This window comes from Hungatella sp., assembly GCF_046966825.1.
Genome location: NZ_JBKVCZ010000110.1, coordinates 1 through 21,207, shown reverse-complemented (window position 1 = coordinate 21,207; position 21,207 = coordinate 1). Strand labels below are relative to the sequence as shown.

Below are 21,207 nucleotides of genomic sequence, written 5' to 3'. Positions count from 1 at the left end.
CAGTGCTTGCCGTCAGCATGCCGATTCTCTTAGCGCTTATCGAGACTCTGCAGGATTTCTGTCATGAAGGGGCGTCTGTACAAAACAGCCGTATTACTGGTGCTGGCGGCGGTCCTGTCGGGAACGGGAGGCCTGTTTTTTGCAGGAGGGCTGTCCACGGTCATGATCAGCTGTGCGGCGGAGCACGGTGGCGGGTCTCCTGCCGATTCCGGGGAGACGGTGGACGAAGCGGAGACGAAAGAGGTCTCCATGGATTTGGAACAGTATGACTTAACGGAGATTCAGGATTATATTAATTCTCAGGGGACGAGCGGATGGAACTTGTCCTTTAAGCAGATGATGAAGGACATCATGGCGGGCAGGCTGGGGGACGTGATGGGGCAGATTGGCGAGGGGCTCCGCGATGCACTGTTTTCGGAGGTCAGAAATAACGGCCATATGATGGGCCAGATCATAATTCTGGGAATTATTGGTGCTGTGTTTGCCAACTTCTCCAATGTATTTACAGGAAGCCAGATATCGGAAACGGGATTCTTTGTCACCTATCTGTTATTGTTTACCTATCTGGCAGCCAGCTTTTTTACGAGCATTACCATTGCAGGAAATGTGGTCAATCAGATTCTGGGATTTATGAAGGCGCTGATGCCGGCATATTTTCTGGCGGCGGCATTTGCGGGAGGGAGCGTTTCGGCGGTCGCATCCTATGAATTCACGCTGTTTGCCATCACGGTGGCTCAGACGATTACCGCAGCTGTCCTTCTGCCCATGGTGAAGGTCTATGCGCTTCTCGTCATGGCCGGCCATATTGCAAAGGAGGACATCCTGTCGAAGCTGACGGAGCTCTTAAGCGACGTGATTACCTGGAGCCTTAAGACCATGGTCGGGATCGTGCTGGGATTTCACCTGATCCAGGGACTGGTGCTCCCCTATGTGGATTCCATGAAAACGGGGGCAATCCAGAAGCTGATCGGAATTATACCGGGAGTGGGGCAGGGAGCCAGCGCCGTGACACAGATGGTCATCGGTTCGGGTGTCCTGGTAAAGAACACCATGGGGGCCGCCGGAGTGGTGATCCTGGTGATTATCACCCTGATTCCCATGATGAAGCTGGTGATTCTCATGCTCCTGTATCAGTGTGTGGCGGCCGTCCTCCAACCGGTATGCGATAAAAGGATTGTATCCTGTATTTCGGATATGGCCAAGGGACACAGAATCCTGCTGTCCATAGCGGCTTCGGCTATCGTGCTGTTCGTGGTGACCATCGCGGTGGTGTGCGCCTCCACTAATGTAACGTATTACGCAGGGTGATTGACATGGAAGGTTTATATGAGTGGATCAGAAATATCACGTATTATCTGATCTTTATGACAGTGGTAACCAATCTTCTTCCCGATAAGAAGTATGAAAAATATTTCCGGCTGTTTGCGGGCATGGTGCTCATTCTGCTGGTGTTAAAACCATTTACAGGCGGACTGCGGCTGGATGACAAGCTTGCCTATTACTTCGAGTCCATCAGCTTTCAGAAGGAGGCGTCGGAACTCTCGGCCCAGCTCACCGATATGGAAGGCGTGAGGCTGAAGAGCATGGTGAGCCAGTACGAGGAGGCGGTGGAAAATGACCTGCGCACCATGGCGGAATCGTCGGGATTCATCTGTAGGAAGGCCGAGGCCGGGATCGACGGGGATGAGAAGAAGGAGACCTTCGGCCATGTGGTATCTGTCAGTCTCCGGCTGGCTTCTGACAGCTCGGGGCAGGCGGATCAGGGCGGAAGTAGTTCCGGTATCCAGCCTGTGGAGCCGGTAGAACCTGTGGAACCCATCGAACCGGTGGAACGGATCCGCGTGGAACTGAACGGCGGGAGCGAGGAGGTGTCTGAGACGATCGGTGCATCAGCGGGGCAGCCTGATAAGCGGCAGGAAGAAAATTCTGCTTTGGCTGGTCTGAGACGGCGCATTTCTGAATATTATGATTTGGAGGAACAGGACATTGAAATTCAACTGGAAAATAGGTAAGGATAAATGGCTGATTTTGCTGGCGGTGGGACTTCTGCTCCTGGTCCTCACGATTCCTTCCGGACCGGAGACGGAAAAGAAGATGTTAAAAGACGCCGCTTCGGGGACAGAAGCCTCCTTACAGGAAGGGCTGGTGACAGAGGCGGGGGAACCGGTCGCCGTGGCCGCAAATGCGGACCGCACCTATGAACAGCAGCTGGAGCAGCGGGTGAAGCAGATTCTAAAGACCGTGGATGGAGTCGGGACCGTTGACGTGATGATCGTGCTCAAATCTTCTGAGGAGAAGGTGCTGCGTGTGGACAAAAATACCTCCAGCTCCAGCACTGAGGAACAGGACAGCGGCGGCGGAACGAGGAAGAGCAGCAGCGCGGAACAGCAGGAAAGTACAATTTTGACCGGAACCGGGGAAAATACGGCGCCGATCGTGGAGAAAGAAATCCGTCCCGAAATCGAAGGAATCATCATCAGCGCCCAGGGCGGAGGCAGTCCAACTGTAAAAGCTGAAATTTCAGGCGCTATGGAAGCATTATTTGACTTGCCGCCACATAAAATAAAAGTATTAAAGAGGGTGGAATAAAGAAGGAGTGTTAGGAATGAGAAGCTTAAAAGATATCAGAGAATCCAAAGTCCCGAGAACCCCAAAGAAAATGAATATGAAGAAACTGTTCAGAAGAAATCAGATTATCATCACAACGCTGGCGGTCATGATCGCAGCTGCCGGATACCTAAACTACGCCGGGAAGCAGGAAATGGCGTCGGGAACTGATGTGTACGAGGCCGGTGTGACAGATATTTCCGATGAGGACATTCTGGCTGAAAACCAGGCGCTGACAGGCGACCCGGGAAATTACCAGGAGATTGCAAGCCTTGACAATGACCCTAACGACGAGAGTCTGGCGGCTCAGGAGACAGATGGCTCCGGCAGCGCAGTGGCCAGCAATCAGGAAGGCGTGGCGGGAGACGCAGCAGCGGACACCACCAATGTAGCCGACAATTCGGCGGCGGAAGGCGGACAGCTGGCAGCCAATGAGACGACAGGCGATCTGGAAACCGGTCTGGAAAATCCGGGTGAAGCGGTCTTAACCAGCGGTATGAATGTATCCGACTACATAGCGAACGTGCAGCTGAGCAGAGAGCAGGTCCGTGCCAAGAACAAAGAGACTCTGATGAATTTAATCAACAATGAGAACATTGAAGAAGCTGCCAAACAGGAAGCGATTCAGGAAATGATCGACATGACCGCAGTATCCGAGAAAGAGAATGCTGCAGAGACTCTTCTGATGGCAAAGGGCTTCTCCGATCCGGTTGTCAGCATTACCAGCGGCAAGGTTGACGTCGTCATCAACGCTTCCAGCATTACCGATCCGCAGCGAGCCCAGATTGAGGACATCGTAAAGCGTAAAACGGAAGTGGGAGCAGAGAATATCGTGATCACACTGATGAAGCTGGAAGAATAGAGGAAATGAAGCACCCAGGCGCGAATAAATCTGATAGAATGAACAAGGATGCGAAAAAGCCGCATATGGCTTTTTCGCGTCCTTGTTTCTTTTTCCATCTATTTCCAGACTCCGGATTTCGCTGTTTTTTCTGTCCGCTATTGAGAAAAGTTTGTGCATTTTATGGAGTTGCCTATGGCTAACTCCCTGTGTTATGATATTAGGGCAGCGCGCGGTGTGAGATACATGTAAGTCCAGTATGCATGTGATGTGATATCTTGCGAGTTGTATTTTTTTACTCTTTGGTTAGCTGAAACTAACTGAAGTTCTGTACATCATTTGATTTGAGAGGAGAAACCCAAAATGAAACCAAAGACTCTAACCCTCCTTCTGGCGGCAGCACTGGTCCTTCTGTCGGTGGTATCACTGTTTCTGGGTGTCATGGATATAAGCCCGGAAGGCGTGCTGCGCAGGGATTTTGAACAGGTGGAGATCCTGTTGATATCCCGGCTGCCCCGTCTTCTGGCAATACTCTGCACCGGAGTCGGTATGAGTATTTCCGGCCTGATCATGCAGCAGCTCTGTATGAATAAATTCGTCTCCCCGACCACAGGCGCGACAATTTCCTCGGCGCAGTTCGGTATTTTGCTGGCGCTTTTGTTTATGCCGTCATCCTCGCTGTGGGGACGGGCTGTCTTCGCTTTTATCGCGGCAATCGCGGGGACGTGGATCTTCGTCTGCTTCATTCAGAGAATCCAGTTTAAGGACGTGGTCATGGTTCCGTTAGTGGGAATCATGTTCGGCAATGTGATCGGAGGCATGACCAGCTATCTGGCCTATAAATACGACATGACACAGGCCCTTTCCTCCTGGCTGGTGGGACATTTTTCCCTGGTAATCAGAGGACGCTATGAACTGGTGTATTTAACGCTTCCGCTTGTGCTTCTGGCCTTTTTATTTGCCAATCATTTCAATATTGTTGGAATGGGGAAGAATTTCTCGAAAAATCTGGGTGTCAACTACAATGTCGTGCTCTTTCTGGGACTGAGTATCGCTGCCATGATTACGGCCAGCATTGTGGTGGTCGTCGGAAGCGTTTCCTATATCGGACTGATCGTGCCCAACCTGGTGGCGATGTTTAAAGGCGACCGGATACGGGGGACTCTGCTGGATACCGCCCTGTTTGGAGCGCTGTTCGTTCTGGTCTGCGACATGATCGGCCGGACTGTGATCACCCCCTATGAGCTGCCGATTGAATTGATTATCGGTGTCATCGGAAGTGTGATTTTCGTAGGTATGCTGATCTACCGGTTAAATCACGGCCGGAAAAGCATCACCCTTCCCTTCGGGAAAAGGAGAGCCGCGGCGGTACCTTCGCCGCAGACGGGAGGAACGGAGGCATGAAGCAGGAAAAAATGAGCAGAAGGACCGGAAATATCAATGGAAAGAAGCTGGTGATCCTATCGCTGCTGGCCGCCGCCGCCGCCGTGCTCTATCTCTTTCTGAATGTGAATATGAAATATTTCAGCTATGCCATGAGCCTGCGGATTCCAAAGCTGGCGGTCATGCTGATCACGGCGTTCTGCATCGGCGGGGCTTCCGTCATCTTCCAGTCGGTGATCAACAATACCATCGTGACGCCGTGTCTGTTGGGGATGAACTCCCTCTATACACTGATTCATACGGCGGTTGTGTTCTTTTTCGGCTCCACCAGCCTTCTGGCCCGCAATGCGAACCTTTCCTTCGCGGTGGATCTGGTACTTATGGCGATCATCGCCACCATCATTTACAGCTACTTATTTAAGAAGACAAGCCATAATGTGCTGTATGTCCTGCTGGCCGGAACGGTGCTGTCCACCTTTTTTACCAGTATGCAGACGACGCTGACGCGCATCATGGATCCCAACGAGTACGACAGTCTTCTGGCGTCACTGGTCGCCAGCTTTACGAATGTAAACACGGAAATCATATTCTTTTCCCTGATTTTGATCGCGGTTCTGCTCTTTGTCCTGCGCCGGGAACTGGCGCTGCTGGATGTCATTACACTGGGAAAGGCGCAGGCGATTAATCTGGGGGTGGACTATGACCGTACCGTGCGCAGACTGCTTCTGGGGGTGACACTGTTTATCGCCATAGCGACCGCCATGGTGGGCCCGATATCCTTCCTGGGCCTGATTATCGCCAATTTATCGAGACAGCTGTTTAAGACGTTCCGCCACAGCTATTTGATTGCCGGCTCGGCATTAATCGGTATGGTGATACTGGCAGGCGGCCAATTGCTTGTGGAGCAGGTATTTGCCTACAGCGTCCCGGTCAGCGTATTTATTACTGTCGGAGGCGGAATCTATTTTCTCTATCTGCTGCTGCGAACGAGCCGTTCCGCATAGGGTGTGAAAAAAATAATACAAGGAGGTCATAACGATGTTTGTCAAAGAACTTTTGAAAAAATACAATGGAAAAACCGTGGTGGACGGCGTCTCCTTCGAACTGCCGAAGGGAAAGGTGATCTCGCTGATCGGCCCCAACGGAGCCGGAAAATCAACGGTTATGGGAATGATCTCCAGGCTGATTGCACAGGATGACGGTTCAGTGGATTTCGAGGGAAAGGACATGTCCAAATGGAAGAGCCGGGATCTGGCCAGGCGGCTGGCTATTCTGACTCAGAGCAACCACGTCCAGATGAAACTGACAGTCCGGGAGCTGGTGGCCTTCGGCCGTTTTCCCTACAGCGGCAATCGGATTACGGCTGAGGATGAGGAAATCATCGAAAAGGCCATCGCCTACATGGAACTGGAGGAATTTGAGGACCGGTTCATTGACGAACTGTCCGGCGGCCAGCGCCAGCGCGCCTACATAGCCATGGTCATTGCGCAGGATACGGAATACGTCCTGTTAGATGAGCCGACCAATAACCTGGATATTTACCACGCCACCAACATGATGAAAATCGTCAGGAGGCTGTGTGACGAACTGGGAAAAACCGTGATTCTCGTGCTGCATGAAATTAATTACGCCGCATTTTATTCCGACTACATCTGCGCATTCGTGGATGGAAAAATATCAAAGTTCGGTACGGTGGAGGAAGTGATGACAAAGGAAAACCTCTCCGAAATCCACCGCGTGGACTTCGAAATACTGGAAATAGAAGGAAAACCACTGTCGATCTATTACTAATCCCGAAAAAGGAGATACTATCTATGAGAAAAATGACATTACTGACACTTGCAATGGCAGCAGCCCTTTCCCTGACAGCCTGCGGACAGGGCGCCGGACAGGCCGGAACAACAGGCGGACAGGCCGGCGAGACGACTTCTTCCGAAGCCGCGTCCACAGATACAGAGTCCCAGTCCGGCTCCGGGGAAGGTGAAAATGAAGATGCACAGGCCTCGGAGACACCGGAATCCGTCACCGTGACGACGCTGAATGGAAACGGCGAAAAGGTGGAGCTGGAGGTTCCCTATAATCCGGAGCGCGTGGCGATTCTGGATATGGCGGTGCTTGACATGATGGATAACTGGGATCTGGGCGGCCAGATCGTGGGAATGCCGAAATCCTCCAAAATCGATTATCTGATGGAGTATAACAACAACGAGGATATCGTAAACCTCGGCACTTTAAAGGAAGTGGACATGGAGGCACTTATGGCCAGCGAGCCGGATGTAATCTTCATCGGAGGCCGTTTAAGCGCACAGTATGACGAACTGTCGAAGATCGCTCCGGTCGTATACACCGCGGTGGATTATGAGGAAGGCGTGATTCAGAGTGTGAAAAAGAACGCGGCCATGATCGCTTCCATCTTCGGTGAGGAAGAGCGGGCGGCGGAGGAACTGGCCGGATTCGATGCACGTGTGGAGACGCTCCGCCAGGCGGCCGAGGGAAAGACAGCAGTCATCGGAATGGTGACCAGCAGCAATTTGAACACATTGGGTGACGGAAGCCGCTGCTCCCTGATCGGCAATGAAGTCGGCTTCACCAATCTGGCCAACGACGTGGATTCCACGCACGGCAATGAATCCTCCTTCGAGCTTCTCGTTTCCTTAAACCCGGATTACATCTTTGTCCTGGACCGCGATTCCGCAATCAACACGGAAGGCGCCAAGCTTGCGGCGGAAGTGATGGATAATGAACTGGTGAAGAAGACGGAAGCATACAAAAACGGTCACATTGTCTACCTGACACCAACCGTATGGTACCTGGCGGAAGGCGGCATTACGGCTGCTGATGTGATGTTAAGTGACTTAGAAGCGGGTATTCTGGGCCAGGAATAGAAAAATGTTTTGCAAACTGTGGCTGTCTTTGTTATAATAGTCTATAATCCAAGTAATACATCGAATTGAAAACAGGAGGGAATCATTGTGGCAGAGACAGAGAACAGAAATACTCATAAAGTATATGAAAAAGATAAAATCGGCGAAGTACAGATTGCGGATGAAGTAGTAGCCATCATCGCAGGCCTTGCGGCGACGGAAGTAGACGGCGTGGATTCCATGGCCGGCAACATTACCAATGAACTGGTTGGAAAGCTGGGCATGAAGAATTTATCCAAGGGCGTTAAAGTCGAAGTAACGGAAGAGCACGTATCCGTTGACTTATCCTTAAACATCAAGTACGGCTTCAGCATTCCGGAAGTATGTGAAAAGGTGCAGGACAAGGTAAAGAGTGCGATTGAGAACATGACAGGACTTACCGTGCTGGACGTGAACATCAAGATCGCCGGCGTGTCGATGGAAGAAAACCGGTAAGAACGTGAAAGAGAGAGAGGAAGCTGCGCAGAGTGAGAATTCTGCACAGCTTCCTTTTTCGTTAAAATGGTTCAGGCGGAAAAGTATTTCCAGAGTGTCCTGCCGCAGAGCGGGAGTTTCTTCGGGGACTGGCAGGCCAGGACGACATCGGCGGCGACTGGCTCCTGCAGCGGGATCACTGCGACATTTTCATGGCGAAATACATCGAGATTACTGTAAGGAAGCAGGCTCACCGCCTCTCCGGCTGCGACTGCGCTGACAATGGATTCTATCTTGGCTGTCCTGTTGACAGCGGGCTGGAATCCTTTTTTTTGGCAGGCCGTGAGGCACAGGCGGTAGATGCTGCTGCTGGGATGCATCAGAATAAACGATTCTCCGGACAGTTCTTCCAGGGGAACGGCTGGTCTGCCTGCCAGCGGATGGCCTGCGGGAGTCAGAAGCACCAGCCGGTCGTGAGCCAGCAGATGGCATGTGCTCTGCACGCCGGTAAGCAGTTCCGGGCGGCCGATGATCAGATCGTAGCTGCCCTGGCGGAAGCCCTGCCGTAGCGGTTCATCCTCCACCTCGTCGATCATGAGGGTGATCTCCGGGTGAGACTCGGCAAACTGCCTCAGAACGGGATTTAGGCGGTACTGATGCAGGATGGGAAGGACTCCCAAATGTATGACGGATCTCCGGCTGTCCTGATATGGAGCAAGATGCTGCTTCATTCCCTGAACGCCTTTTAACAGCTTTACCGCATCGGGATAGAGGACGCGCCCGGCATCCGTTAAGGAGGCGTGGCGGCGGCTTCTGTCAAACAGCTGGACGTCCAGCTCCAGTTCCAGATTCCGTATCTGTTTGGAAAGGGTGGACTGTGCGATATGAAGGCTTTCCGCCGCGTCAAAGAATGTGGCGCTTTCCACGATCGCCACAAAGTACTGCAGTTGTTCCAATGTCATATTCCGCCTCCGTTCAATCATTCCGTTATGGAAACAATGATACCATAAAATGAATTGATTGTACAGGCGATTTCCGGTACAGTGAACTGTAACAGGCCAACGGCCCTCTAAACGGCAATAGAGACAGCAAAAGGAGGAACTCTCATGGATCTGATTATCGGAGTAACAGGAGCCAGCGGAACCATATACGCGGTAAAGCTGCTGGAGGCATTAAAAAAGACAGAGTCAGTGACGACCCATGTGATATTCAGCGATTACGCCCGGGTAAATCTGGAGATTGAAACAGGATATACAATAGAAGACGTCCTTTCCCTGGCGGACCACAGCTATGATAACCGCGACTTGGCGGCCTGCATCTCCAGCGGCTCCTATCCGGCGGATGGCGTGATTATCCTGCCGTGCAGCATGAAGACGCTGTCGGGAATCGCTAATGGATACGCGGACAACTTAATCACCCGCGTCTGTGACGTCGCCTTAAAGGAACGGCGGAGGCTGGTGATCTGCCCCCGGGAGACGCCGCTTAATACCATTCATTTAAAACACATGTATGAGCTTTCGCAGATGGGGGCTGTCATAGCGCCGCCCATGCCGGCATTTTATAACCATCCGGAGACCGTGGAGGACATTGTAAATCACCAGATCATGAAGATTCTGGACCAGTTCCGGATTCCCTGTGAAGGCGCGAAACGATGGGGAGAGAAGGTGCAGGACCGTGTTTGAGGAACTGATGGATTTTACCATGACAGGCCACGGCGTCTCCGTGCAGTTTAAGGTGCTCTGGATGGGAACCGACTGTCTGGTGCTGGCAGCGGGCGGTGATACGGGCCATATCGGAGCCATTGCCTTCGGGGACAGAGGCGGATGCCTGTCAAATGCCAGAGAGGGCCACAGGGAAGGCGTGGTGACGGAGCTGATTTACCGGGAACTGGAATCGGTGGTTTTCGGGGGACTGGCCGTGCTGGCCGGCATCCATGTGGAAGGAATCACGAAGGAACAGATCACCGGCGTCGTAGCGCTGTGCGAAGAAGGCGCTCACCGGATCGCCGCCGGTTTGAGAGAGTATCAGCAAGAGCAGAAGGAAGAAAAAGGAGGAAATCAGAATGATTGAAGATTTACGGAGTGCGTTGGAGGAACTGAAAAAGTATGAGAATCAGATTGCCTGTACAGATACAGAGGTGGATTCCTACGCGGAAGTCGCGGGGATTTACCGCTATGTCGGGGCGGGGGGTACGGTAAAGCGTCCGACTAAAGAGGGACCTGCGCTCCTCTTCCGTAATATCAAAGGCTTTCCGGACAAACAGGTGCTGATCGGCCTTCTGGCTTCCAGAAAACGGGTGGGCTGTCTTCTGGACTGTCCTCCGGATAAGCTGGGCTTTCTCTTAAAGGACGCGGCCGCGAATCCCATTATGCCGGAGTTTACGGCAGGCGGAGACGTGCCGTGCCAGGAGGAAATCCATTATGCATCGGAGGAGGGCTTCGATATTCGGAAGCTTCTCCCGGCCCCTCAGAATACGGAGGAGGATGCCGGACCTTATATCACCATGGGAATGTGCTACGCCTCAGATCCGGTTACGGGGGAAGGGGATGTGACCATTCACCGTCTCTGCCTGCAGTCGGCGGACGAGATGACCATGTTTTTCACCCCCGGGGTGCGCCACCTGGACGCATTTCGGGAAAAGGCGGAACGGGAAGGCGTGAATCTGCCGATCAGCATCAGCATCGGCGTGGATCCGGCATTGAGATTGCTTCCTGCTTCGAACCGCCCACAACGCCTTTGGGGTTCAATGAGCTGTCTATCGCAGGCGCGCTCCGCAAAAAGCCGGTCCGCATGGCAAAATGCCGGACCATTGACGAGTACGCCATTGCCAACGCGGAGTTTGTCATCGAGGGCGAGTTGGTGGCCGGAAAACGGATGCGGGAAGACATTAACACCAACACGGGAAAGGCCATGCCGGAGTTCCCGGGATATACCGGCCACGTGTCGGGAGAGCTTCCGGTAATAAAGATCAAAGCGGTTACCCATCGGAAAAATCCGATCATCCAGACGTGCATCGGACCCAGCGAGGAACACGTGAGTATGGCGGGAATCCCGACGGAGGCCAGCATCCTGACCATGGAAGAGAAAGCGCTTGCCGGGCGCGTGAAAAATGTTTATGCCCACCGCTCCGGCGGCGGTAAGTACATGGCGGTCATACAGTTCGCCAAACGGGTTCCCAGCGACGAGGGAAGGCAGCGTCAGGCGGCGCTCATTGCCCTCACCGCTTTTCCCGAGCTGAAGCATGTGATTGTGGTGGATGAGGACGTGGACATCTTCGATTCGGACGATGTTCTGTGGGCGCTCAACACCCGTTATCAGGGAGACGTGGATACAATCACGATCCCGGGAGTCCGCTGCCATCCGCTGGACCCGACCGAGGGGCCGGAATACAATCCCATGCTTAAGGACCGGGGAATCAGCTGTAAAACCATCTTCGACTGCACCGTACCATACGGCCTGAAGGACCGGTTCCAGAGATCGAAATTTAAAGAAGTGAATATGGAGGACTACGAGATCCGGCCGCTGGTATAATGGATCCGGAAACGAGCTGAACAGTAACCTGAACGGCCTCCCTGCAGTAACAACAGTGGACATTTTCCCGTTTTGAGTATAACATAGTGTTAGAGCGTGGCGGAAAAGCTGCTTACAGACACGCTTCAGTACTCCAGACGACCAGAAATTATAAAGGAGGATGACCCATGAAAGTGAGGCAAATTTATACATCAGTACTGATCCTGTCCCTTGTATTCCTGGCGGGCTGTTCGAAAACTCCCGTTCAGGAGGAAGAGACACTGCATCTGATCCAGGAAAACGCCGCCTCCCTTCCCGGAGAAGAGCGCGCGGACCTGTGGCAGGACGAACACAATACCTTCGACAGCTACAGACTGCCGGATGGAACCAGACTTTTGACCATCTATAAGACCGTTGGGCCTGCCAACTGCTATGTGACCGGAACGGTAAGCTACAATGATTTAAGTGAATCTGCGCGGAAGGGCATAGACGGTTACTACGAGAAACAGGGACTGCTCTACGACACGGAGGCAGAGCTTCAGAAGGCCTACGGGGATTACCTGTCCTGCCGGGAGAACGGGACTGTGTACCAGGAACGCCATGTGCGTCAGGAGATTACGCCCTCCGCGTCCAATGAGACAGCCGTAAGTTTTATCACAACGGTAACGCTCCCGGTAAACGGCCAGGAGGCTAAAGAGCTTCGGCTCGGGGCCGTGTTTAACCGGGAGACAGGGGCCGTATACAGCAACTGGGACTTATTCAGCCTGCCGGAGGACGCGGCCCGGCAATGGCTTTTAGATGCCCCAGGCACCGTGAGTCCGGCGCTGCGCAAAGAGATGGAGGCAGCTCTGCGGCCAGAGTATATCCTCCTTTTCCCGGACCACCTGGAGATATCCTATCCCCAGGGAACTCTCCCAAGCCAGGAGTACAGCTACAGCATTGGTCTGGACTATGATGCAGAGCTTCTGTCAGTGCTTCAGCCATGGGCAGTGCCGGATGGAAGGGAGACGGCGGACTCAACGCAATAGAAAATCAGTGGTTCTTTCTCGTCTTTGGGGGCGGGGCCGCGCAGGGAGACTTCATATCCCGTGTCCGCCCCCGCTTCCTGCCTCCCTATCTATGCATATTTGGCATAATAGACAAGATCCATCCCATCCTTAATCTTTTCCACCTTACCAGTCTTCGTATACCCCATCTTCTCATACAAATGGCAGAGCTTCGCCTCCTGGCTGATTGTGTCGAGTTCCCATCTCGGAATCTCCGGATACAGGGCTTCGACCAGTTCGATGGCCTGCTGTGCATACCCGTGTCCCTGGAACTCAGGAAGGATAAACAGCTGCTTGAGTTTACATAATGTTTCAAAATGGCAGATGCGGATGGCACCGATATGCTTACCGTCTAAACTGATAAAATAGTAATCGGAAAAAGGATCCTTCAGCCGCTGAAGTGTACGGTCCTTCGTCTCCGCGCCGGGATTGGAATCGTAATCCTGGTATTTCTCCAGAAGCGGACGGAAGGAAGCGGTCTGCAGGCTGTAGAGCTCCTCACAGTTTGAAAGTCTGGCCTTTGTCAAAGTGATCTCCATAATCTTTCCTCCTTACATCATCATTCCAAAATCATATATTTTATAATTCTTATCCAGGGCTTTTTTGCCCACCAGGAAATTCCTGCCGCATTCTCCGGAGTTCCACTGCGGTGCATGCGACTCTGCCTTATCATTCCATTTCTGATAGAATTCCACATGAATGACTGCATAATCCTTCAGGTTCTCCTGCCGCGCCCGTGTTTCAGCGTTGGGATAGGAAAATGCTTCGTTGTCTCCGGCGTACTGCTCACGGTCCAGGGTTGTAATGGAGCGTATAATATAGGTTTCCATGGATTCGCCCTTTAAGAACGCTTCCTTCTCATTCTCCAGCGTGATCCTGTCAAGTTCCGTATTGGGAAGAAGTTTCTTCATTTCTTTAAAATCTCCCATTATCTGGTTAAGGAAGTAACGGGCCACGGTGATCTCGGCGGCGGTTTTGGGCCGGTCTTCGTACCGGATGCTGCGGGTTCCGATGGTCGTATCCGCGGGAACCGGATAGCGGCGCGGCACCAACAGACAGAATGCCGCCAGTAGTGCCGCGGCTCCCAGGACAGATGCGGTCCATACTGCTTTCTTTCTCATAGACTCTCCTCCTTATAATGGATGATTCTACCATCGAAGCGGAAAAAAGACTTTAAGGATTTATGAAAATTCTGTTACGATTCCCATAGGAACTACAAAAATGCCCGGCTGTTTTTTGGAGATGGCATCTATTGGAAGCTGTTATAATAAAACTATGCAAATGGAACGGAAAACGGTAATACGAAGGGAGGATTGATTTCCTTATGGTACAGAATTACGTTATGGCAAAGGATGCCAAAGAGGCGCTGAACCTGCTGGCAGGATATGAGGGGCGCGGAAGGATCATAGCGGGCGGAACCGATCTGGTGCTGGACTTACAGAGCGGAAAGTATCAGGCGGAGTGCCTCGTGGATATCACGGGAATTCCAAGACTGGCTGAGATGAAGCTGTGTGGAGGGGCTCTGGAGGTCGGCGCGGCAGTTACCCATAATCAGGCGGCAGAGAGTCCACTGATCAGACGGTACGCGCATGCGCTGGCAAAGGCGTCTCATTCGGTCGGCTCCAATCAGATCCGAAACTGCAGTACCATCGGCGGCAATATCGTGAACGGCCAGCCGGCGGCGGACAGCGCGGTGGCTCTGGCGGCGCTGGGGGCATCGGTGGAGGTAATGTATGAGGACGGAGCCGAACTGCTGTCCATGGACCGCCTTTATGCCGGATTTGGAAAGAGCACGGTTGACAGCACGAAGAGTCTCGTCACAAGGATTCTCATTCCGGAGGCTGGGCCCGGTGAGGGAAGCGGCTACGCCAGACTGGAACAGAGGAAGGCTCTGGCGCTTCCCATGGTCTGTGTGGCGGCATTTCTCGGAATCAGGGACGGCATGGTAGAACGGTGCCGCATAGCCATGGCCCCGGTCGGCGTGGGGCCGGTGCGGGCGATAGAGGCGGAACGCTTTTTAATTGGAAAAGCGGCGGAAAAGGAAGTATTTTCAGAGGCAGGAAGGCTTGCGCTAAAGAATGCGAATCCCAGGGACAGCCTGATCCGCGGTTCGAAGCGCTACAGGGAGGAGGTACTCCCGGTGATGGTGGAACGGGCCTTATCGGAGGCGCTCAGCGATGCCGAAGGCAGGGAAAAGGAGGTGGAGCAGTGATGAAGCTGTCCTTTATATTAATCAGTTCCGGTCCGTGTGGATCGAGCCGCCTGACCTGCTGGCGGTGTGCGCGGACCGGCTGGGACTCACCGGGAAGGTTAGATGCGGGCAGGGCGAATGCGGGGCGTGCACCGTGATATTGGACGGAAAAGCTGTCAATTCCTGTATGGTGCCGGCAGCGCGTGTGGAAGGCCGCCGCGTTGTTACGATAGAAGGGTTGAAGACGGCAGGAAAACCACACCCCATCCAGCAGGCATTTATCGATGCGGGAGCCATTCAGTGCGGCTTCTGTACGCCGGGGATGATATTGTCGGCCAAGGCACTGCTCGATGAGAAGCCCCATCCGACGAGAGAGGAGATCCGGACAGCTCTGGCGGGTAACCTGTGCCGCTGTACCGGGTACGTGAAAATAGAACAGGCCGTGGAACTGGCGGCCCGTGCACTGTCCCTGACAGAAGGAGGTGAGACGGATGAAGATGGAAGGTGAAATAGGGAAACCATTGCCAAGAATTGACGCCCTGGAGAAGGCGACCGGAGTGGCTGCCTTTACCACGGATTTAAAACTTCCCGGGATGCTGTATGCAAAGGTGCTCCGAAGCCCGTTCCCACATGCCAGAATCCTGTCCATCGATACGGCGGAGGCGGAAAAACTGCCTGGCGTGCGCGCCGTGGCTACATATAAAAATACGACAGAATGTTGTTTTAACAGTTCCTGCAGCGAGGCGAACCCGCCCGCAGTTCCGGTAGAAGATGAACAGATATTTAACCGGGAGCTGCGCTATGTGGGAGACGAGGTGGCTGCCGTCGCAGCGGACACGGAGGAGACGGCAAAACGGGCCCTGGAGCTGATCCGGGTGGAATACGAGGAGCTGCCTGCGGTCTTCGATCCGCTGGAGGCCATGAAAACGGAGGCGCCGGCCGTACATCCCTGTTTTATCGGAAATAATATTGCAGGCATGGCAACGCTTCCCATGGGAGATTTAGAGAAGGGCTTTGCAGAGAGTGACATCATACTGGAGGAACAGTTTAAACTTCCTGTGGCGAAGCACTGTCAGCTGGAGACCCAGGCCGCGGTAGCCGATTACTCCGCGTCAGGGCATCTGACGGTGTGGTCCACGACCCAGAGCCCCCATCCGTTAAAGAATCTGCTGGCAAAGCTGTTCGGAATGCCGGCCAGCCGGGTCCGCGTGCTGAATCCGCCGTATATTGGAGGCGCGTTCGGCTCCCATGTGGGCATGAGCGGCAAGGCGGAACCCATCGCCGCGGCGCTGGCAATGCTTGCGGGGAAGCCGGTGCGTTTTGTCTATGACAGAAAAGAGGATTTTATCGCTTCGACCACCAGACATTCCGGCTACGTAACGGTGAAGCTGGGAGCGAAGCAGGATGGAAGCTTCCAGGCCCTGTACTTAAATGCCGTTTTAAATACCGGGGCTTACGCCAACGCGGGCCCCGATGTGACAGCGGTTCTGGGCGTGACCAACATAAGTATTTATCAGATCCCAAACGTATTTTATGACGGTCTCTGCGTCTATACAAACACTACCACCGCGGGCGCCATGAGAGGCTTTGGCAACCCACAGGGAAACTTCGCAGTGGAGTCTACGGTCGATATGATGGCCGAACGGCTGGGCATGGACCCGGTGGAGCTTCGGCTTAAAAATGTCATGACTCCTTACGCGCCATGGCTTCCGCCGTATCCCTGTGCCACCTGCGGCCTTGCGGAGTGTATGGAAAAGGGAGCGCAGAAGATCGGATGGGCAGACCGGGACAGCCTTTTAAAGAATCCGGGACACGGGAAAGCGCGGGGAATCGGAATGGCGGCAGGAACCCATGTAAGCAACTCCTGGCCCTTTGCCGTGGAATTTGACAACGCTTATCTGGCGGTGATGGAGGACGGCTCCGCCAATTTAGCGGTGGGCGTTCCCGATATGGGGCAGGGAATCGCCACCACGCTGTCGCAGGTAGCGGCATCCTCGCTGGGGATACCCATGGATCAGGTGAGCATCGTCTTCGGCGATACGGCCAGTACCCCTTACGACATCGGAAGCCACGCCAGCAGAACGCTCTATTCGGCGGGAACCGCGGTGGAGGCGGCAGGACGGGATGCGAAGCAGAGGATTCTGGAATTTGCCGCAGAACAGCTGAAGGCAGAGCCGGAAACACTGACTCTGGAAAACGGGCTGATTCTTGCGGATGGGGAACCCCGTATGACCATTGGGGAAGCGGCCCATCAGATTCACAGAGCTAACCGGCAGATTATCGGGATCGGCCAGACCGTGCCGTTTAACGCGCCTCCGTGGCACGCTCATTTTGCTGAGGTGGAGGTGGATATGGAGACCGGGCAGATCGAGGTCCTTCATCTGGCGGCGGCTCACGATGTGGGCCGGGCCATCAATCCGGACATCGTGGAAGGGCAGATTCACGGTTCGGTGCTGCAGGGAATCGGCTACGCCTTAAGCGAGCAGATTGTCTATGACAAGAAGGGCAGGCAGGCCCAGGACAGCTTCCACAAATATTACCTTCCGACTATGCTGGAGACGCCGGATATCGACGTGATTCTCGTGGAGACCAACGAGCCAAGCGGTCCCTTCGGAGCGAAGGGCGTCGGAGAATGCGGCCTGGTGCCGACCGCGGCGGCTATCGCCAACGCGGTTTACCATGCGACGGGAATCCGTTTCCATGAGATTCCCATAACAGAGGAAAAGATGTTAGAAGCAATAAAAAAGAAAGAAAAGGAGTGAATTACAATGAAGAAAATGTTTCCAAAGCTGTTTGAACCGGGGCAGATCGGAACCCTGAGAGTGAAGAACCGTCTGGTAAAGGCGCCTCAGACGACGGGACTCAGCAACAAGGATGGTACGGTGACCCAGAGACTCGTGGATCACTACACCCATCTGGCCGACGGCGGCGCCGGTCTGGTACTTGTAGAGTACGCCTATATTGACGATATTGCCAGCAAATCCTGCCACTGTCAGGTCGGAATCAGCAGCCATGAGCACATCGCCGGTCTGGGATGGCTGGCGGACAGCATCAAGAACCATGGTGCGAAGGCGGGAATCCAGATTGAACACTGCGGCCGCCAGCGGTTCCTGGGACCGCCAATGAAATCAGCTTCCCCAATTCCGTGGCCCATGCTCTATGACCAGTTCCATACGATCCCGGAAGAATTGACCATCGATGAAATTCAGGTTTTGATCGAGGCATTTGGAGACGCAGCGAAGCGCGCCGTGGATGCAGGCTTTGACCTGGTGGAAATCCACGCGGCTCACGGCTATTTGATCACGAATTTCCTTTCTCCTTTTACAAATAAAAGAGGCGACTGGTACGGCGGATCAAGAGAAAACCGGTTCCGTTTCCTGAGACAGATCGTGGAAAACTGCCGTAAGAAGGTGGGGCCTGATTTCCCGCTGACGGTCCGTCTGTCCGGTACGGATTATGAGCCGGATGGGATGACCATCGAAGATACCATTTACTATGCAAAAGAACTGGAAAAGCTGGGAATCGACGCCTTCCATATCTCGGGCGGAGATCACCATACGATGATTCATCAGGTAAGCCCGATGGCCATGCCTGTCTGTTACAACGTATGGGCGGCCGAGGCCGTGAAGAAAGAGGTGCACGTTCCCGTCATGGCCTCCGGTTCCATCACACTTCCCCAGTACGCGGAAGATATTCTGGAGCAGGGAAAGGCCGACTTCATCACGCTGGGACGTCCGATGTGGGCGGACAACGAGTGGGTGAAGAAGGCGATGGAAGACCGTCCAGAGGATATCCGGCCGTGTATCCGCTGTAACGAGGGCTGTCTGCAGAGAAGCTCCTTCCTGGGCCGCACCGTCATGTGCGCGGTAAATCCGGTGCTGGGCTTCGAAGAAGACCTTGCCATAAAACCTGCGGAGACGAAGAAGAGAGTCGTCATTGCCGGAGGCGGCCCCGCGGGTATGGAGGCGGCCCGCGTCTTAAAGCTGAAAGGCCATGACGTGACCATCTATGAGAAGAGAAAGCTGGGCGGTTATCTCCATGAGGCGTCCGCGCCGGAATTTAAGGAAGATATCCGGCATCTGATCGATTATCAGATTCATCAGATTGAGAAGCTGGAGATTCCGGTTATCCATGAAGAACTGACGCCGGAGATGGTGAAGGCCGGAGGTTACGATGCCGTGATCTCGGCGGTCGGAGCCGAACCCGTGATCCCGCCGGTTCCGGGAATCGATGGGGAAAATGTGATCAATGCCCTCACCATCCTGGACTGCCATCCTGAGATCGGCAGAAAGGTCGTGGTCGTGGGCGGCGGAATGATTGGCACGGAGACTGCCATCGATCTGGCCGAAAAGGGCCACGAAGTGACCATTGTGGAGATGAAAGACGCGATCATGGCCGACTGCGCCGTGACCGATATTATCGCCTATTATGAAAAGATCGGAATAAACCGGATCGCGGTCATTCCGGGACTGCGGGTGACGGAGGTCACAGATCAGGGCGTGCGCGGAGTGAATGACCGGACCGGCAGCAGAACTGAGCTTCCGGCGGACAGCGTCGTGATCGCGGTAGGATTGAAACCACGCCATGCGTTCTACGATACACTTGCGGGAGAACCGGATCTGGAGGTCTATGAAATCGGGGACTGTGTGAAGGCGGGCAAGATTCTGGACGCCTTCCATACAGCGTATAAGACGGCAGTGCGCATCTGATGAAACAGGAAGTGATTACGGGAAGCGGCAGTTGACTCTTTGTCCCTGGAGCGCTATGCTTAGGATATATGATTGCGCAATGGAGCGCGATGGGATATCTGTGACAGCGGAAGGGGGACTGCTTATGGAAATGGAGTCGATTACCTGTTTTCAGTACAGACTGCGTAACCTGGCGTGTGATGGGGACATATTGGAGCTTCTGAAGGCGCTGAATGAGCGCTGCGGCGGCCAGTGGGTCTACAGCGTTCGTCAGGATTATGAGGTCTATCCGGACACGCCTGAGCTGAGCGAAGCGTTTTTCTATCCGGAGTGGTGGAAGCGCGGGCCGGTGAAGGCGGCCTTTCCGGGGATTCAGGAATTCAGTTGGGAGGGGGGAAGCAGTTTTCATTTTATACACAGCTCCATGACTCTTGGCGGAGAGGTTCGCCATCTGCTTCAGATCCGGGGAGAGGAGGAGTTTACAGAGGAGGACCATGTGCTGCTCGACTACGCCTGCCTTCTGTCGTGGTATACGCGAGATCTGCCGGCGGCGTCCGAGGGCATCAGCGCAATTATGAGGCAGTCCTATGAAGGAATACGGCCGTTGGCAGTTCCGGACGGGGTATTTCCGGAGGACGGATACGGTATCGTGCTGCTGGAACGGGGAGACAAGGGCATTTTAAAGCAGCAGGGGTATCTGGGATACCGGCTTCACCGCAGCTTTCGGAAGAGCCTGCGCTACTGTTTTCTGGATGAGACCCATCTGCTGCTGTTTGTCTCCACAGACAATGTTATGAAGGTGACGGAGCAGCTGGAAGGGATAATCGGGATTGGCGATGACGATATGATAATGGGGATCAGCGGCAGGTACCGTGCATCTGAGATGGACCAGGCCCTCGGTGAAGCGCGTCACGCCGCAGAAGTGGGGAATCTGACCGATACGGACAGGCGCGTGTTCTTTCACAGTGAGCTGGGAATTTTCCGGATACTGGAGTATCCAAAGCCTGGAAGTCCGGTAAACCGGATTCTGGAACAGATGACGGACAAGCTGATGGAATACCCGAAAGAGAAGCGGGATGCGCTGTCGGATACCATGTGCTGCTTTGTGCAGAACCATTTTAACTTCCAGAAGACGGCGGATGCCATGTACGCCCACGTCAACACCATCCGTTACCGGATCAGCCTGATGGAGAATTTGTGGGGCTGTGACCTGCAGAGAGAGGAGGACCGCCTGCTGTTCGAGGTGGTCAGCCGCCTGCTTCCTCTCTGGATGAAGGAAACCGGATATGAGTGAGTGACCGGGGAGCCGGGAATACCGCTGCAAAAGCAATGTTCTGATTTTGCAGCGGTATTTTTGATGTCTGTTGAATGAAATACAAAGTGACTGTTATGAAAGAAAATGTAAGAAGAGGGGAGAAATTACTTATTTTTGTGAATAATAATGAAAATTTTCCGTGAAATATAGGAAAAAGTAATAAAATGGAAAAAATACAATAGTCGGAATGTTGAAAAAATAAGGGACAAGCTTGCTGCAAATTGACGAAATGGTCAAAAATGAGAACGTTTGCATTGAAATTGAAAATGAATGAGTCTATAATAAAGC

20 protein-coding genes and 1 pseudogene are annotated in these 21,207 nt (G+C 53.6%); 18 read left to right on the top strand and 3 right to left on the bottom strand.

The features are described 5' to 3' along the window. The first annotated feature begins 63 nt into the window (after window positions 1-63). The 9 genes from ACLTD4_RS25260 (at window position 64) to ACLTD4_RS25220 (ending at window position 8,190) form a co-directional block, all read left to right on the top strand. Entirely contained in the window at window positions 64-1,308 is a 1,245-nt protein-coding gene (locus ACLTD4_RS25260) for a stage III sporulation protein AE (RefSeq protein WP_055659814.1), read from the top strand. A gap of 5 nt (window positions 1,309-1,313) precedes the next feature. Then, window positions 1,314-2,012: a stage III sporulation protein AF gene (locus tag ACLTD4_RS25255; RefSeq protein ID WP_029465503.1), complete on the top strand. Its 699-nt coding sequence runs from the start codon at window positions 1,314-1,316 to the stop codon at window positions 2,010-2,012. Beyond that, window positions 1,966-2,589, top strand: a complete 624-nt coding sequence (locus ACLTD4_RS25250; RefSeq protein ID WP_025529551.1) for a stage III sporulation protein AG — start codon at window positions 1,966-1,968, stop codon at window positions 2,587-2,589. The genes ACLTD4_RS25255 and ACLTD4_RS25250 overlap by 47 nt, the downstream gene beginning before the upstream one ends. 16 nt (window positions 2,590-2,605) lie before the next feature. Beyond that, window positions 2,606-3,469: a SpoIIIAH-like family protein gene (locus tag ACLTD4_RS25245; RefSeq protein WP_002601066.1), complete on the top strand. Its 864-nt coding sequence runs from the start codon at window positions 2,606-2,608 to the stop codon at window positions 3,467-3,469. A gap of 342 nt (window positions 3,470-3,811) precedes the next feature. Further along, on the top strand, window positions 3,812-4,852 hold the full coding sequence (locus ACLTD4_RS25240) for an ABC transporter permease (protein WP_117633904.1): 1,041 nt from the start codon (window positions 3,812-3,814) through the stop codon (window positions 4,850-4,852). Beyond that, window positions 4,849-5,835, top strand: coding sequence for an iron chelate uptake ABC transporter family permease subunit (locus ACLTD4_RS25235; RefSeq protein WP_117633905.1), 987 nt, complete (start codon window positions 4,849-4,851; stop codon window positions 5,833-5,835). Before ACLTD4_RS25240 ends, ACLTD4_RS25235 begins: the two co-directional genes overlap by 4 nt. Window positions 5,836-5,869: 34 nt before the next feature. Next, window positions 5,870-6,622 (top strand): ABC transporter ATP-binding protein, encoded by a 753-nt coding sequence (locus ACLTD4_RS25230; RefSeq protein ID WP_412331654.1) that lies wholly within the window; start codon window positions 5,870-5,872, stop codon window positions 6,620-6,622. Between the two features lie 23 nt (window positions 6,623-6,645). Beyond that, window positions 6,646-7,716: a siderophore ABC transporter substrate-binding protein gene (locus ACLTD4_RS25225; RefSeq protein WP_117633906.1), complete on the top strand. Its 1,071-nt coding sequence runs from the start codon at window positions 6,646-6,648 to the stop codon at window positions 7,714-7,716. Between the two features lie 87 nt (window positions 7,717-7,803). Further along, window positions 7,804-8,190, top strand: a complete 387-nt coding sequence (locus tag ACLTD4_RS25220; protein WP_002601061.1) for an Asp23/Gls24 family envelope stress response protein — start codon at window positions 7,804-7,806, stop codon at window positions 8,188-8,190. 71 nt (window positions 8,191-8,261) lie between these two features. Here the strand turns inward: ACLTD4_RS25220 and ACLTD4_RS25215 are convergent, their stop codons facing one another. Next, window positions 8,262-9,131, bottom strand: a complete 870-nt coding sequence (locus ACLTD4_RS25215) for a LysR family transcriptional regulator (protein WP_181988582.1) — start codon at window positions 9,129-9,131, stop codon at window positions 8,262-8,264. Between the two features lie 144 nt (window positions 9,132-9,275). On the opposite strand from ACLTD4_RS25215, the gene ACLTD4_RS25210 reads away from it, so the two are divergent. The 4 genes and pseudogenes from ACLTD4_RS25210 (at window position 9,276) to ACLTD4_RS25195 (ending at window position 12,707) form a co-directional block, all read left to right on the top strand. After that, window positions 9,276-9,851: a UbiX family flavin prenyltransferase gene (locus ACLTD4_RS25210; RefSeq protein WP_117633908.1), complete on the top strand. Its 576-nt coding sequence runs from the start codon at window positions 9,276-9,278 to the stop codon at window positions 9,849-9,851. Continuing rightward, window positions 9,844-10,239 (top strand): hypothetical protein, encoded by a 396-nt coding sequence (locus ACLTD4_RS25205; RefSeq protein ID WP_243008240.1) that lies wholly within the window; start codon window positions 9,844-9,846, stop codon window positions 10,237-10,239. The genes ACLTD4_RS25210 and ACLTD4_RS25205 overlap by 8 nt, the downstream gene beginning before the upstream one ends. After that, window positions 10,232-11,700 (top strand): annotated as a pseudogene (locus ACLTD4_RS25200) (UbiD family decarboxylase). Before ACLTD4_RS25205 ends, ACLTD4_RS25200 begins: the two are co-directional and overlap by 8 nt. Window positions 11,701-11,867: 167 nt before the next feature. Beyond that, on the top strand, window positions 11,868-12,707 hold the full coding sequence (locus tag ACLTD4_RS25195; RefSeq protein WP_117633910.1) for a hypothetical protein: 840 nt from the start codon (window positions 11,868-11,870) through the stop codon (window positions 12,705-12,707). Between the two features lie 89 nt (window positions 12,708-12,796). Here the strand turns inward: ACLTD4_RS25195 and ACLTD4_RS25190 are convergent, their stop codons facing one another. Continuing rightward, window positions 12,797-13,264 carry a GNAT family N-acetyltransferase gene (locus ACLTD4_RS25190; protein WP_117633911.1) on the bottom strand — a complete coding sequence of 156 codons (468 nt, stop codon included), beginning with the start codon at window positions 13,262-13,264 and terminating at the stop codon, window positions 12,797-12,799. A 12-nt stretch (window positions 13,265-13,276) separates the two neighbouring features. After that, window positions 13,277-13,846: a hypothetical protein gene (locus ACLTD4_RS25185; RefSeq protein WP_117633912.1), complete on the bottom strand. Its 570-nt coding sequence runs from the start codon at window positions 13,844-13,846 to the stop codon at window positions 13,277-13,279. A 203-nt stretch (window positions 13,847-14,049) separates the two neighbouring features. Between ACLTD4_RS25185 and ACLTD4_RS25180 the strand changes: the two genes are divergently transcribed. From ACLTD4_RS25180 to ACLTD4_RS25160, 5 genes are all read left to right on the top strand, one after another. Beyond that, on the top strand, window positions 14,050-14,937 hold the full coding sequence (locus tag ACLTD4_RS25180) for an FAD binding domain-containing protein (RefSeq protein ID WP_117633913.1): 888 nt from the start codon (window positions 14,050-14,052) through the stop codon (window positions 14,935-14,937). Beyond that, window positions 14,903-15,424, top strand: a complete 522-nt coding sequence (locus tag ACLTD4_RS25175) for a (2Fe-2S)-binding protein (RefSeq protein ID WP_412331653.1) — start codon at window positions 14,903-14,905, stop codon at window positions 15,422-15,424. The genes ACLTD4_RS25180 and ACLTD4_RS25175 overlap by 35 nt, the downstream gene beginning before the upstream one ends. Further along, window positions 15,408-17,678 (top strand): xanthine dehydrogenase family protein molybdopterin-binding subunit, encoded by a 2,271-nt coding sequence (locus ACLTD4_RS25170; protein WP_117633915.1) that lies wholly within the window; start codon window positions 15,408-15,410, stop codon window positions 17,676-17,678. Before ACLTD4_RS25175 ends, ACLTD4_RS25170 begins: the two co-directional genes overlap by 17 nt. 6 nt (window positions 17,679-17,684) lie before the next feature. After that, entirely contained in the window at window positions 17,685-19,625 is a 1,941-nt protein-coding gene (locus tag ACLTD4_RS25165; RefSeq protein ID WP_412331652.1) for an FAD-dependent oxidoreductase, read from the top strand. A gap of 124 nt (window positions 19,626-19,749) precedes the next feature. Continuing rightward, window positions 19,750-20,898: a PucR family transcriptional regulator gene (locus tag ACLTD4_RS25160; RefSeq protein ID WP_181988583.1), complete on the top strand. Its 1,149-nt coding sequence runs from the start codon at window positions 19,750-19,752 to the stop codon at window positions 20,896-20,898. Window positions 20,899-21,207 lie beyond the last annotated feature (309 nt).